Below are 13,445 nucleotides of genomic sequence, written 5' to 3'. Positions count from 1 at the left end.
TTAAGATGCGCCGCTGTGTGAGGCAGTCGCTATACCCTTGGTACTTGGCGCTGCAGGGTTGTTAGCAATTTTCACTTACCCGAATCACTTACTTGAATAAGCTTATCGGGATATGTTCGCTTGCCGCCTACCTGCAACATCAATTCCTTTGGGTAATTGATGTGTTAAGAACTATTTGTGGGTAACGGCTTTTACGATCCGATCGCCACTGAACTGAATCAGGTAAACCAAAATTACTAATAATACTAATACAGTATTCATTACCGTGGCGTTATAGCCAATGTAACCATACTGATAACCGATCTGGCCTAAGCCACCGGCACCGACTGCACCACCCATCGCGGAATAACCGACCAGGGTAATTAATGTAATAGTGGCGGCATTCACCAAGCCGGGTAGGGCTTCGGGCAACAACACCTTTTTAATAATTTGCATTGGGGTCGCTCCCATCGCACGGGCAGCCTCAACCAAACCAGATGGAATCTCTAGTAGGGCATTCTCCACCATACGAGCAATAAAGGGGGCTGCACCGACCGTTAGTGGCACAATCGCCGCCTGTAACCCAATCGATGTACCGACAATCATTCGAGTGAATGGAATCATCCACACCAATAAGATAATAAAAGGTATGGAACGGAAAATATTCACAACTCCAGACAGGGTGCGGTAAATCTTATTGTTGGCGATAATTTGCCCTGGGCGGGTGACATACAGCAGCACCCCAACCGGCAGTCCTAGCACAAAACCAAAGAAACCAGACACAAAAGTCATCATCAGAGTTTCCCAGACGCCTCGGCCCATTAACCACATCATTGCCTCAGACATAACCCAGAACCTCTACTTTTACATGATGATCTTGCAAAAACTTGATGGCAGCGAGGCCATCCTGATCGTCGCCATGCAGCTCTGCTAACATGACACCAAACTTAACGCCACCGGCATAATCCATCTGCGAACTGAGAATCCCGATATCAATATTGAAACGGCGCACCGCTTGTGAAATGAGTGGTGCGTCAACGGACTGACCGGTGAACTCCAATTTCAGCAGTGGAACGCGATCTGCAGTTGGTTCCTGCGTCATACGCTGGGCGTAATCTTCTGGAATATCCAAATGGAGTGTTGATTGGATAAATTGTTGCGCCAGCGGGGTTTTCGGATGCGAGAACACTTCACTGACACTGTCTTTCTCAATCAATTTGCCTTCACTTATTACAGCAACCTGATCACAGATGCGTTTCACCACATCCATTTCATGAGTAATAAGCAAAATAGTCAGTCCCAGACGACGATTAATGTCCTTAAGCAGCTCCAGAATCGAACGAGTGGTTGCCGGGTCTAATGCGCTGGTGGCTTCATCGCACAACAAGACTTTTGGATTACTGGCTAAAGCACGCGCGATAGCAACACGCTGCTTCTGACCGCCCGACAAGTTAGCCGGGTAAGCATCTTGCTTATCCGCTAAACCGACCAGATCCAACAGTTCGGTAACTCTCTTCTTTATATCTGCGCGTGACGTGTTATCCAGCTCTAGAGGCAACGCAATATTGCCATACACCGTGCGAGATGACAGTAAATTGAAATGCTGAAAAATCATGCCGATTTGACGACGCGCGCGCGTCAGTTCACCTTCAGATAAGGTTGTCAGATCTTGCCCATCAACCAGAACCTTGCCGCTGGTAGGGCGCTCTAACATATTGGCACAGCGAATCAGTGTACTTTTACCCGCACCTGATGCACCGATAACGCCATAAATTTGTCCAGCAGGGACGTGTAGACTCACGTCTGTAAGCGCGGTAATAGTGTGCGAACCCTGTTGGAACACTTTGCTGATGTGAGAAAGTTTAATCATATTATTCTTATTTTATCGTCGTTTCCGTGGCTAGATAAAAAGTAAACTTCAGCGGAACCAAAGTATAGATTGGATGTTAAGGCGTCTAGACGGCTAAGTCAACTGGCAACACCGATTCTCTTCCATTCTCAATCGGTAATAAAACATGCGATACTAGTGGGGTTTACAGCCCTCAGGAGCAGATAAGTGACTCAGCCCGTCCCCGCAATATTTTTAGATCGTGATGGTACAATTAATGTTGATCACGGTTATGTCCACGAAATTGATAACTTCCAGTTTATAGACGGTGTTATTGATGCTTGTCGTGAATTGAAAGAAATGGGTTTCGCTTTGGTATTGGTAACCAATCAATCAGGTATTGCACGCGGTATGTTTACCGAAGAGCAATTTGTAAGTCTCACCGAGTGGATGGATTGGTCTCTGGCTGACCGTGGTGTTGACCTGGACGGCATCTACTTCTGTCCGCATCACCCCGATGGCAGTGTAGCGGAGTTCAGTGAAACATGTGAATGCCGTAAACCGCTGCCTGGCATGTTACTGCAAGCACAAAGCGAATTGAACATTGATATGGCTTCTTCTTATATGGTTGGTGACAAAATTGAAGATATGCAGGCAGCATTAGCGGCTAATGTCGGCACTAAAGTGTTAGTTCGCACTGGCAAGCCTGTTAGCGCAGAAGGAGAGGTGCTAGCTGATTGGGTGCTAAATAGTCTGGCTGACCTGCCAAAAGCGATAAAAACGCGTCATAAGTAGTCTTTGCGTTCAAATAATCAGCAGTTAGAAAAAACTTTAAGATAAACCCTTGCCATTCTGAGGCGGCTCCCTATAATGCGCATCCATCGACACGGCGCTGTGAGCAACTTCACAGAGTGGCCGGGAAGAGCAGAGAAAATTAACTGATTAAGTGGTTGACTCTGTAGCGGGAAAGCGTATTATCTGCCTCCCGCGTTACCGTAAGATTCGCCGAAAGGCAAACGGGTAACGAACGCTCTTTAACAATTTATCAGACAATCTGTGTGGGCACTCGCAAGACGATATCGAAGCCTGTTTCGACAGGCAGAAGCAATATCAAAGTCTTGAAGAGTGACCAAAGCAGTACACATTTGAACTTCGGTTCGAATGCTTATTTGCAGAAAGTAATCTTTGAGCATCGCTGCTTTTATTAGTAGCAAATCAAACAAATCTTAAATTGAAGAGTTTGATCATGGCTCAGATTGAACGCTGGCGGCAGGCCTAACACATGCAAGTCGAGCGGCAGCGGGAAGTAGTTTACTACTTTGCCGGCGAGCGGCGGACGGGTGAGTAATGTCTGGGAAACTGCCTGATGGAGGGGGATAACTACTGGAAACGGTAGCTAATACCGCATGACCTCGCAAGAGCAAAGTGGGGGACCTTCGGGCCTCACGCCATCGGATGTGCCCAGATGGGATTAGCTAGTAGGTGGGGTAATGGCTCACCTAGGCGACGATCCCTAGCTGGTCTGAGAGGATGACCAGCCACACTGGAACTGAGACACGGTCCAGACTCCTACGGGAGGCAGCAGTGGGGAATATTGCACAATGGGCGCAAGCCTGATGCAGCCATGCCGCGTGTGTGAAGAAGGCCTTCGGGTTGTAAAGCACTTTCAGCGAGGAGGAAGGCAATCGTGTTAATAGCACGGTTGATTGACGTTACTCGCAGAAGAAGCACCGGCTAACTCCGTGCCAGCAGCCGCGGTAATACGGAGGGTGCAAGCGTTAATCGGAATTACTGGGCGTAAAGCGCACGCAGGCGGTTTGTTAAGTCAGATGTGAAATCCCCGCGCTTAACGTGGGAACTGCATTTGAAACTGGCAAGCTAGAGTCTTGTAGAGGGGGGTAGAATTCCAGGTGTAGCGGTGAAATGCGTAGAGATCTGGAGGAATACCGGTGGCGAAGGCGGCCCCCTGGACAAAGACTGACGCTCAGGTGCGAAAGCGTGGGGAGCAAACAGGATTAGATACCCTGGTAGTCCACGCTGTAAACGATGTCGACTTGGAGGTTGTGCCCTTGAGGCGTGGCTTCCGGAGCTAACGCGTTAAGTCGACCGCCTGGGGAGTACGGCCGCAAGGTTAAAACTCAAATGAATTGACGGGGGCCCGCACAAGCGGTGGAGCATGTGGTTTAATTCGATGCAACGCGAAGAACCTTACCTACTCTTGACATCCACAGAACTTAGCAGAGATGCTTCGGTGCCTTCGGGAACTGTGAGACAGGTGCTGCATGGCTGTCGTCAGCTCGTGTTGTGAAATGTTGGGTTAAGTCCCGCAACGAGCGCAACCCTTATCCTTTGTTGCCAGCACGTAATGGTGGGAACTCAAGGGAGACTGCCGGTGATAAACCGGAGGAAGGTGGGGATGACGTCAAGTCATCATGGCCCTTACGAGTAGGGCTACACACGTGCTACAATGGCAGATACAAAGTGAAGCGAACTCGCGAGAGCAAGCGGACCACATAAAGTCTGTCGTAGTCCGGATTGGAGTCTGCAACTCGACTCCATGAAGTCGGAATCGCTAGTAATCGTAGATCAGAATGCTACGGTGAATACGTTCCCGGGCCTTGTACACACCGCCCGTCACACCATGGGAGTGGGTTGCAAAAGAAGTAGGTAGCTTAACCTTCGGGAGGGCGCTTACCACTTTGTGATTCATGACTGGGGTGAAGTCGTAACAAGGTAACCGTAGGGGAACCTGCGGTTGGATCACCTCCTTACCTAAACGATACGCATTGCGTAGTGTCCACACAGATTGTCTGATGAATGTAAATGAGCAAGAGCACCTGTTGATGAGGGTGATGATTGTGCAATAAGACCTCGGTATCGAGTTTTTACTGCATCAGTCGTTCGAATGTGTCACCACATTCTCACCTTTACACAAAAATACTGAATCAGTGATTCAGTAGAAATTTTTGTGTCCCCATCGTCTAGAGGCCTAGGACACTGCCCTTTCACGGCTGTAACAGGGGTTCGAATCCCCTTGGGGACGCCACTCCGATAATGTGTGAAAGACATTATCAACTGAATATCTTAAAGATGACTTTAACGAGTCGTGTTTAAGATATTGCTCTTTAACAATCTGGAACAAGCTGAAAATTGAAACATTACAGCTGAAATTTATCTCTCCGTAGATGTACTGAGATAAAGAGTAACCTGTAATAGAGTCTCTCAAATAATCGCAATGCCAATGTGTATTCTGATGAAGAGAGTCGCGTGAGCTAAGTGAAGGCAAGGCGTACGGCACGGAGGAAGCGGAGTGAACTTAACGTTCATGAGCATTCCGAGTACCGCACAACGCTGTATTCACGACGCGCAACCGACTTGAACATAAGAAACACCTTTGGGTTGTGAGGTTAAGCGACTAAGCGTACACGGTGGATGCCTAGGCAGTCAGAGGCGATGAAGGGCGTGCTAATCTGCGAAAAGCGTCGGTAAGCTGATATGAAGCGTTACAACCGACGATACCCGAATGGGGAAACCCAGTGCAATTCGTTGCACTATTGCATGGTGAATACATAGCCATGCAAGGCGAACCGGGGGAACTGAAACATCTAAGTACCCCGAGGAAAAGAAATCAACCGAGATTCCCCCAGTAGCGGCGAGCGAACGGGGAAGAGCCCAGAGTCTGAATCAGTTTGTGTGTTAGTGGAAGCGTCTGGAAAGTCGCACGGTACAGGGTGATAGTCCCGTACACCAAAACACACTTGCTGTGAACTCGATGAGTAGGGCGGGACACGTGACATCCTGTCTGAATATGGGGGGACCATCCTCCAAGGCTAAATACTCCTGACTGACCGATAGTGAACCAGTACCGTGAGGGAAAGGCGAAAAGAACCCCGGCGAGGGGAGTGAAATAGAACCTGAAACCGTGTACGTACAAGCAGTGGGAGCACCTTCGTGGTGTGACTGCGTACCTTTTGTATAATGGGTCAGCGACTTATATTTTGTAGCAAGGTTAACCGAATAGGGGAGCCGTAGGGAAACCGAGTCTTAACTGGGCGTCTAGTTGCAAGGTATAGACCCGAAACCCGGTGATCTAGCCATGGGCAGGTTGAAGGTTGGGTAACACTAACTGGAGGACCGAACCGACTAATGTTGAAAAATTAGCGGATGACTTGTGGCTGGGGGTGAAAGGCCAATCAAACCGGGAGATAGCTGGTTCTCCCCGAAAGCTATTTAGGTAGCGCCTCGTGAACTCATCTTCGGGGGTAGAGCACTGTTTCGGCTAGGGGGTCATCCCGACTTACCAAACCGATGCAAACTCCGAATACCGAAGAATGTTATCACGGGAGACACACGGCGGGTGCTAACGTCCGTCGTGAAGAGGGAAACAACCCAGACCGCCAGCTAAGGTCCCAAAGTCATGGTTAAGTGGGAAACGATGTGGGAAGGCACAGACAGCCAGGATGTTGGCTTAGAAGCAGCCATCATTTAAAGAAAGCGTAATAGCTCACTGGTCGAGTCGGCCTGCGCGGAAGATGTAACGGGGCTAAACCATGCACCGAAGCTGCGGCAGCGACACTTAGGTGTTGTTGGGTAGGGGAGCGTTCTGTAAGCCGTTGAAGGTGACCTGTGAGGGTTGCTGGAGGTATCAGAAGTGCGAATGCTGACATAAGTAACGATAATGCGGGTGAAAAACCCGCACGCCGGAAGACCAAGGGTTCCTGTCCAACGTTAATCGGGGCAGGGTGAGTCGACCCCTAAGGCGAGGCTGAAAAGCGTAGTCGATGGGAAACAGGTTAATATTCCTGTACTTGGTGTTACTGCGAAGGGGGGACGGAGAAGGCTAGGCTAGCCGGGCGACGGTTGTCCCGGTTTAAGCATGTAGGCGGAGCGACTTGGTAAATCCGGTTGCTTATCAACGCTGAGGTGTGATGACGAGCCACTACGGTGGTGAAGTAGTTGATGCCAAGCTTCCAGGAAAAGCCTCTAAGCATCAGGTAACATTAAATCGTACCCCAAACCGACACAGGTGGTCAGGTAGAGAATACTCAGGCGCTTGAGAGAACTCGGGTGAAGGAACTAGGCAAAATGGTGCCGTAACTTCGGGAGAAGGCACGCTGGCATTAGGTAATGGGACTTGCTCCCGGCGCCGAAGCCAGTCGCAGATACCAGCTGGCTGCAACTGTTTAATAAAAACACAGCACTGTGCAAACACGAAAGTGGACGTATACGGTGTGACGCCTGCCCGGTGCTGGAAGGTTAATTGATGGGGTCAGCCGCAAGGCGAAGCTCTTGATCGAAGCCCCAGTAAACGGCGGCCGTAACTATAACGGTCCTAAGGTAGCGAAATTCCTTGTCGGGTAAGTTCCGACCTGCACGAATGGCGTAATGATGGCCAGGCTGTCTCCACCCGAGACTCAGTGAAATTGAACTCGCTGTGAAGATGCAGTGTACCCGCGGCAAGACGGAAAGACCCCGTGAACCTTTACTATAGCTTGACACTGAACATTGAGCCTTGATGTGTAGGATAGGTGGGAGGCATCGAAGTGTGGACGCCAGTCTGCATGGAGCCAACCTTGAAATACCACCCTTTAATGTTTGATGTTCTAACTCGGCCCCATAATCTGGGGTGAGGACAGTGTCTGGTGGGTAGTTTGACTGGGGCGGTCTCCTCCCAAAGAGTAACGGAGGAGCACGAAGGTTAGCTAATCACGGTCGGACATCGTGAGGTTAGTGCAAAGGCATAAGCTAGCTTGACTGCGAGAGTGACGGCTCGAGCAGGTACGAAAGTAGGTCTTAGTGATCCGGTGGTTCTGAATGGAAGGGCCATCGCTCAACGGATAAAAGGTACTCCGGGGATAACAGGCTGATACCGCCCAAGAGTTCATATCGACGGCGGTGTTTGGCACCTCGATGTCGGCTCATCACATCCTGGGGCTGAAGTAGGTCCCAAGGGTATGGCTGTTCGCCATTTAAAGTGGTACGCGAGCTGGGTTTAGAACGTCGTGAGACAGTTCGGTCCCTATCTGCCGTGGGCGTTGGAAGATTGAGAGGGGCTGCTCCTAGTACGAGAGGACCGGAGTGGACGAATCACTGGTGTTCGGGTTGTCATGCCAATGGCATTGCCCGGTAGCTAAATTCGGAAGAGATAACCGCTGAAAGCATCTAAGCGGGAAACTTGCCTCGAGATGAGTCTTCCCTGGGGCTTTAAGCCCCCTGAAGGAACGTTAAAGACTATGACGTTGATAGGCTGGGTGTGTAAGTGCAGCGATGCATTGAGCTAACCAGTACTAATGATCCGTGAGGCTTAACCTTACAACACCAAAGGTGTTTTGGTTGAGAGATTGATATTTTCAGCGAAGTTCCGAGATTGGGCTGGCTGGCTGTGTGTAGTATTGCATAGCGGGTTTAGTTTAGACAGAATTTGCCTGGCGGCCTTAGCGCGGTGGTCCCACCTGATCCCATGCCGAACTCAGAAGTGAAACGCCGTAGCGCCGATGGTAGTGTGGGGTCTCCCCATGCGAGAGTAGGACACTGCCAGGCATCAAACACGAGTTATCAGAGTGACATCTGGTAACTGACAAAATCGCTTGGAGCGGTTTTGCACAGCGCGGAGCGCTGGCCCTGTCAAGGGTAAGTATCGGGAAGATACACGTAAAAGAATCGGTGGAGCGGTAGTTCAGTTGGTTAGAATACCTGCCTGTCACGCAGGGGGTCGCGGGTTCGAGCCCCGTCCGTTCCGCCACTTATTGCAAAACCCTGGATCTCTGATTCAGGGTTTTTTGCATTATAATTTTTATATATTGTTGATCTGCTAGATATATCTCTGCGAAAAAACCCAACCACAACTCTCTTATTGTCAGTTTGCGACTCCACCATTTGGCTCTCTGTGCTATTTATAATTTTAATTCAATGGGTTATTTACCACACTTTTAACCGAATAGAATGGTGTGGTTAAGAGCAGCCTGGATACACTATAGGAATAAGGAAATATCGATTCTTGATGGGGTAAGCCCTCAGACAGAGGGCTTAATGTTATGCGGGTTCTTTACGGCAAATTAATAATGTATGCCCAATACCAAGACCATCAATATCTTTCTCAACGTAGAATCCAGCAGTAGATAAGCACTGGTAAAAAGTATCTGAATGATAAAAACGGCTATTACCGTTAGCCATACATGTAAAATAAAGAGATGAGGCATTCAAACTGAATGCACCAGCTTCAAATTGTTGCCTATCCCAAAATATCTCCATGATGCATACGTAACTATCGGGCTTCATTGCATGATGAATAAGCTTAAGAATATGGACGATTCGTTCTTCACTAAAGCAGTCTAGAAACTGACTCATCCACCAAACGTCTGCTTCTGCTGGCAATCGATCGGCTAATAACAGATCCACAGGATATGTACTGATACGGTCGCTATAGCCTTTGCTTTTGACGTTCTCGTTGGCTAAGACTAACTGTTGTGGCAAATCCAGCAATGTTATTTTCACATCAGGGTCATAGGCCGCACACTGTAAAGCCCACTTACCAGTATTGGCACCAATGTCATATATATGTTTTGGTTCAAGATCAAAAATAGCTTTTAGCGCAAGCTGAAAGGCATTATCGGAATAAAAATGATCAAAGGCGAACCAACTTTCACGTGCGGCAGTCGGCAACTCGCTCAGTGCAGGGTAAATAGTAGGCCATTCACCAAATACGGATAATCCAGCTGGCTTTCCTGTCTCTAGTGCTTCTTTTAGATTGAATAAACCCTGATAACAAACGTCCTGAGTGAAGTCCATATTTACGCGGGTCATTTGATCATGCAATAAGTAGTGACCGACCTTGCCCAGATAAAATCGGTTTTCCTGCTGGTAGAGGATATTACCGCTAAGCCCCATGTCTAGCAGGATGCTGATTGCATATCGGCTTAGTGTGCAATGAGTCTGAAGCTCATCGAGTGTAATACCACCTTTACCTGATTCATCTAATGCAGCTAAAATTCCTGACTCTCTCAGGTTAAGCGCAGCTTGAAATAGCATAGGGGCAAAAGCTATTTTCTGAGCTTCAGTGATTGCCGCCAAAGCACTAATTTGGTCTTTATCATATCCGTAGCGCAAGCTTACGTCCTCGTAATTCAGGTAATAGCTCACCATTTAGCATTATTCAGCTTTAATGGTGAGCATAAAGTTAAGGTAACTATTTGTTATGTAATGTTTTTATATTGACAGACGATTTAGTTGAATCTGGATATCTTTATTCAAGTTAGCGATCCAGCGATTATATTTTGAGTGTATTTTTCCATTTTTGGCATCCATGTTAGTACTGCCAATATATTTGATTTGGTAATTATTAGCATTGTAATTAATTTGGATTTCAACAGTGTGATCGCGATTTATTAACTTCCCGTTAATCACGCCTTCAGCGCCAGGTATCATTACCCAACCACGGTTTATCCCACCAGCCAGAATCGCTTTTTGTACTTCTGAAGTCGTGTGACTACCAATTATTGTTTGGTTAACGTTTTGGATAGGCGTCGTACCTGCACATCCAGCAATAAATGTGATAGATACCAACCCGACCAAGAGTGCTTTTAATAGTTTCATGATGATCCAATTAATTAATGATTTTCATGTTAACCCATGATAGGAGTAACGGAATAATGCTAAATAGCAGAGATAAAATACTCTGACTTATTCTAATACACAAATATTCTTATGTTTGTTTTACTTTAAAGAAATGTAAAATTTATATTGCTATTTTGCGTCATTTTTTATTTTAAAATTATAATTACTTTTATTAAGTTTTTATTTAAAGAATGTTGAGACTATGCCGATAAATAAAATATTTTACTTTTTAATTTTTTAAAAAATGCGATACGAATGGCCGATAATCAAACCAAAAGATAATAGATAAAGTTTTTAAATGCTTTTTACTTAAAAATAGAATAAATTATCTCGCTTTGCTGTCTGGGAAGTTCTGATATCGTGGCTCATTCATTGAATGTATTGAACTGGCGTGCTTTGGCTCCTGGTATGGCGTCGCAAGAGCACTGGCTTGCCTGGGCACAGGAGGAGGCACTCCCGGCGACATGGCAAGGGGATTTACCCAAGTCATCGCATATCCCTATGATGTCCGCTAGAAGAATGAGTACAGGCAGCCGACTAGCCGTTGAAGCGGGGCTTTCGTTACTAGAGGAAGACACGGCTGATATGGCGATATTTACCAGTCGCCATGGGGAATTAGAGCGCACTTATAAAATATTGCAATCCCTCCATCAGCAGCAGAATATTTCGCCAACAGATTTTGCTATGTCAGTGCATAATACTGCCTCCGGCTGGTTAACTATCATGGCGAGCAATACCATGCCAGTGACGTCTCTTGCCGCAGGCATAGATAGTTTTCAACAAGGTATAGTCGAAGCTATGGGGATGCTGGCTTGCGGCGCTGAGCGTGTGTTATTGGTCGATTTCGATGGAGTAATGCCTGATTTTTATCATTCTCAGACTTCTCCAATAGGGTTGCCCTATGCCTTGGCATTAGTGTTAACCACCGGCGATGATTTACAGTGTGAACGTATTTCTAAGATTGATGTTAATAATTCTGAATTGCCTCAGGGTCTTAGCTTTTTACGTAATTGGTTGAGCAAAAAGGGTTCTTTCGTTATACAAGGCCAGCATAATAATTGGCACTGGAGTCAGTGATGGACAGCTCTCTTGCAGTACAAACTGCACCCCAACATTCTTCTTTGCTAAATCGGTTATGGCGAGTGGCTGCAACCGGTTTTTGTTTTGCACTTTTTGGCCTGGGTGGGCTGTTATTATCTATTCTATGGTTTACCTCTCTGCGCCTAATTGTTCGCTCTGAAGTAGTGCGTAACCAGATCACTCAGCAAAGTATTCGTTATAGTTTTCAACTGTTTTTGCGTATTGCTAAATTTCTGGGTGTTTTTGATTATCAAATAGAAAATAATGAGCTGTTTTGTGAGGACTCGGGGTGTCTGATTGTTGCTAACCATCCTAGCTTATTAGATTATGTGCTGTTGGCAGCACACATGCCAAGATGTGATTGTATTGTCAAAGAAGCATTGTTAAATAACATATTTGTTTCCGGTGTGATTAAATCCGCAGGATACTTAGTTAATGCTGAATCAGATAAATTATTAGCACACTGTAAAGCGCGTTTAGGCCGAGGGGGAAGTATCCTTATATTTCCTGAAGGGACCAGAACAACCGCAGGTTGTGCCCTGAATTTGCAACGAGGGGCGGCGAATATCGCGCTACATAGTGGGTGTGATATTCGCGTAGTATATATTGATTGCAACCCACCAATGCTGACGAAAGAACTAAAATGGTATAATATACCGCCGGTAAAACCTCAATTTAATATTATTGTTCAAAATAAAATCAATAGTAATGACTTTATTCAAGATAGCGATTTATCGTTAGCACTTGCTGCACGACGACTTACTAAACATTTAACCTGCGCATTAATGCCTGAATCTAAGAGAAAGAGTTAATGGAATTACTAAGTTGTGAGATTAAACAGCTAATTATTGATGCCCTAAATCTGGAAGGTATGTCGGTGGATGATATTGACTCACAGGCTGCATTATTTGGTGACGGTTTAGGTTTAGATTCAATCGATGCGCTAGAACTGGGATTAGCACTCAAAAACCGATATAGCGTTGTACTCTCTGCTGAGAGTGAAGATATGCGTCAGCACTTTTATTCGGTAGAAACGCTCGCGAAATTTATTTCTCAACAGCGTAACTAACAGGATATTGTCATAATGGAAAAACAAGAAATTTATCAGCAAATTACAGCTCTTCTGGTTAAGCTTTTTGAAATTGATGAAGCTGACATCAAACCAGAATCACGGCTTTATGAAGAGTTAGAGCTAGACAGTATTGATGCTGTCGATCTGGTTGTACATTTGCAGAAAGTGACGGGTAAAAAAATAATGCCGGAAATGTTCAAATCCGTTCGAACGGTTCAAGATATTGTCGATGCCGTCGATAATTTATTAAACACCAAGTCGTAAATGGTGAAATCAGGTGACAGCTAATCAGCGTAATTTATTCATTGGTCGCCTGACTGTTTTGCTCAAAATCCTCACCGTTATTGCACTTACAGTCTACCCACTGGCGGTATGGTTTGGTTTGTCGCGCTGGGGAATGCAGGTATTAGCGCCAATATTGTTATTAATGTTTACATTGCGCCTCGTTACCGTGCGCAGCAAAATTAAGCAACAACTTTGGTTAGGTAAAGCGCTGGCGCTTGCTGGCATTATTCTGTCTTTGGCAAGCTGGGGTTTAGGCAAGGCGCAGTGGTTGTTGTTTTATCCTGTCGTGGTAAACATCATTTTACTGATGCTGTTTTCCTATTCTTTATTTCGCCCCCCACCCATCATTGAAAGATTGGCAAGGCTGTCCGAGCCTGAATTATCTTCCCGAGCGGTGGCTTATACCCGAAAGGTGACACAGGTATGGTGCGGATTTTTTGCAGTAAATGGCACCATTGCTCTGGCGACCTGTTTATACGGCAATATGCATATATGGGCTTTATATAACGGTGGCTTGAGCTATTTACTTATTGGTTCTTTGATGGGTCTGGAATGGATAATCAGGAAAAGGGTTCAACAGCAGTAAAT

General features: G+C 46.4%; 10 protein-coding genes, 2 tRNA genes and 3 rRNA genes. 11 read left to right on the top strand and 4 right to left on the bottom strand.

Going from position 1 to position 13,445, the window contains the following annotated elements; translation table 11 throughout:
• Nucleotides 1–171: 171 nt before the first annotated feature.
• Together Q2T71_RS16160 and metN are read right to left on the bottom strand one after the other, a co-directional pair.
• Entirely contained in the window at nt 172–825 is a 654-nt protein-coding gene (locus tag Q2T71_RS16160; RefSeq protein WP_050078607.1) for a methionine ABC transporter permease MetI, read from the bottom strand.
• The gene (gene metN, locus Q2T71_RS16155) at nt 818–1,849 is read right to left on the bottom strand and encodes a methionine ABC transporter ATP-binding protein MetN (RefSeq protein ID WP_372559752.1); all 1,032 of its coding nucleotides are present in this window, start codon (nt 1,847–1,849) and stop codon (nt 818–820) included. The genes Q2T71_RS16160 and metN overlap by 8 nt, the downstream gene beginning before the upstream one ends.
• A 186-nt stretch (nt 1,850–2,035) precedes the next feature.
• Between metN and gmhB the strand changes: the two genes are divergently transcribed.
• The 6 genes from gmhB (at nt 2,036) to Q2T71_RS16125 (ending at nt 8,549) form a co-directional block, all read left to right on the top strand.
• A complete protein-coding gene (gene gmhB / locus Q2T71_RS16150; protein ID WP_372559751.1) occupies nt 2,036–2,602 on the top strand; it encodes a D-glycero-beta-D-manno-heptose 1,7-bisphosphate 7-phosphatase in 567 nt (188 codons plus the stop codon).
• 433 nt (nt 2,603–3,035) lie between these two features.
• Nucleotides 3,036–4,578 (top strand): 16S ribosomal RNA (locus Q2T71_RS16145).
• Between the two features lie 199 nt (nt 4,579–4,777).
• Nucleotides 4,778–4,853: transfer RNA gene (locus tag Q2T71_RS16140), tRNA-Glu, on the top strand.
• 359 nt (nt 4,854–5,212) lie between these two features.
• A 23S ribosomal RNA gene (locus Q2T71_RS16135) occupies nt 5,213–8,119 on the top strand.
• Between the two features lie 112 nt (nt 8,120–8,231).
• Nucleotides 8,232–8,347, top strand: a 5S ribosomal RNA gene (gene rrf / locus Q2T71_RS16130).
• Together the 16S, 23S and 5S rRNA genes with 2 tRNA genes alongside form the textbook arrangement of a ribosomal RNA operon.
• 125 nt (nt 8,348–8,472) lie before the next feature.
• A tRNA-Asp gene (locus tag Q2T71_RS16125) sits at nt 8,473–8,549 on the top strand.
• 290 nt (nt 8,550–8,839) lie between these two features.
• On the opposite strand, the gene Q2T71_RS16120 is transcribed toward Q2T71_RS16125, so the two are convergent.
• Together Q2T71_RS16120 and Q2T71_RS16115 are read right to left on the bottom strand one after the other, a co-directional pair.
• Nucleotides 8,840–9,949, bottom strand: a complete 1,110-nt coding sequence (locus Q2T71_RS16120; RefSeq protein ID WP_372559750.1) for a methyltransferase — start codon at nt 9,947–9,949, stop codon at nt 8,840–8,842.
• Nucleotides 9,950–10,012: 63 nt separating this feature from the next.
• On the bottom strand, nt 10,013–10,399 hold the full coding sequence (locus Q2T71_RS16115) for a hypothetical protein (protein ID WP_372559749.1): 387 nt from the start codon (nt 10,397–10,399) through the stop codon (nt 10,013–10,015).
• A gap of 381 nt (nt 10,400–10,780) precedes the next feature.
• On the opposite strand from Q2T71_RS16115, the gene Q2T71_RS16110 reads away from it, so the two are divergent.
• The 5 genes from Q2T71_RS16110 to Q2T71_RS16090 are packed head-to-tail and all read left to right on the top strand — an operon-like array spanning nt 10,781 to nt 13,443.
• Nucleotides 10,781–11,497, top strand: a complete 717-nt coding sequence (locus Q2T71_RS16110; protein ID WP_372559748.1) for a beta-ketoacyl synthase chain length factor — start codon at nt 10,781–10,783, stop codon at nt 11,495–11,497.
• Nucleotides 11,497–12,312, top strand: coding sequence for a lysophospholipid acyltransferase family protein (locus tag Q2T71_RS16105; RefSeq protein ID WP_193784791.1), 816 nt, complete (start codon nt 11,497–11,499; stop codon nt 12,310–12,312). Before Q2T71_RS16110 ends, Q2T71_RS16105 begins: the two co-directional genes overlap by 1 nt.
• Nucleotides 12,312–12,569, top strand: a complete 258-nt coding sequence (locus tag Q2T71_RS16100; RefSeq protein ID WP_083162977.1) for a phosphopantetheine-binding protein — start codon at nt 12,312–12,314, stop codon at nt 12,567–12,569. The genes Q2T71_RS16105 and Q2T71_RS16100 overlap by 1 nt, the downstream gene beginning before the upstream one ends.
• Nucleotides 12,570–12,584: 15 nt before the next feature.
• Entirely contained in the window at nt 12,585–12,836 is a 252-nt protein-coding gene (locus Q2T71_RS16095) for an acyl carrier protein (RefSeq protein WP_083162978.1), read from the top strand.
• Between the two features lie 13 nt (nt 12,837–12,849).
• Complete coding sequence (locus Q2T71_RS16090) at nt 12,850–13,443, top strand: hypothetical protein (protein WP_372559747.1); 594 nt, start codon at nt 12,850–12,852, stop codon at nt 13,441–13,443.
• The last annotated feature ends 2 nt before the right edge of the window (nt 13,444–13,445 follow it).

This window comes from Yersinia sp. 1652 StPb PI (genome assembly GCF_041538345.1).
GTDB lineage: Bacteria > Pseudomonadota > Gammaproteobacteria > Enterobacterales > Enterobacteriaceae > Yersinia > Yersinia enterocolitica_E.
This window is presented reverse-complemented; position numbering and strand designations above follow the sequence as displayed.

Coding starts and splice junctions, on each gene's coding strand:
- Q2T71_RS16115 (WP_372559749.1), bottom strand. CDS start 10,399: ATGAAACTATTAAAAGCACTCTTGGTCGGGTTGGTATCTATCACATTT.
- Q2T71_RS16120 (WP_372559750.1), bottom strand. CDS start 9,949: ATGGTGAGCTATTACCTGAATTACGAGGACGTAAGCTTGCGCTACGGA.
- Q2T71_RS16095 (WP_083162978.1), top strand. CDS start 12,585: ATGGAAAAACAAGAAATTTATCAGCAAATTACAGCTCTTCTGGTTAAG.
- Q2T71_RS16105 (WP_193784791.1), top strand. CDS start 11,497: ATGGACAGCTCTCTTGCAGTACAAACTGCACCCCAACATTCTTCTTTG.
- Q2T71_RS16160 (WP_050078607.1), bottom strand. CDS start 825: ATGTCTGAGGCAATGATGTGGTTAATGGGCCGAGGCGTCTGGGAAACT.
- metN (WP_372559752.1), bottom strand. CDS start 1,849: ATGATTAAACTTTCTCACATCAGCAAAGTGTTCCAACAGGGTTCGCAC.
- Q2T71_RS16100 (WP_083162977.1), top strand. CDS start 12,312: ATGGAATTACTAAGTTGTGAGATTAAACAGCTAATTATTGATGCCCTA.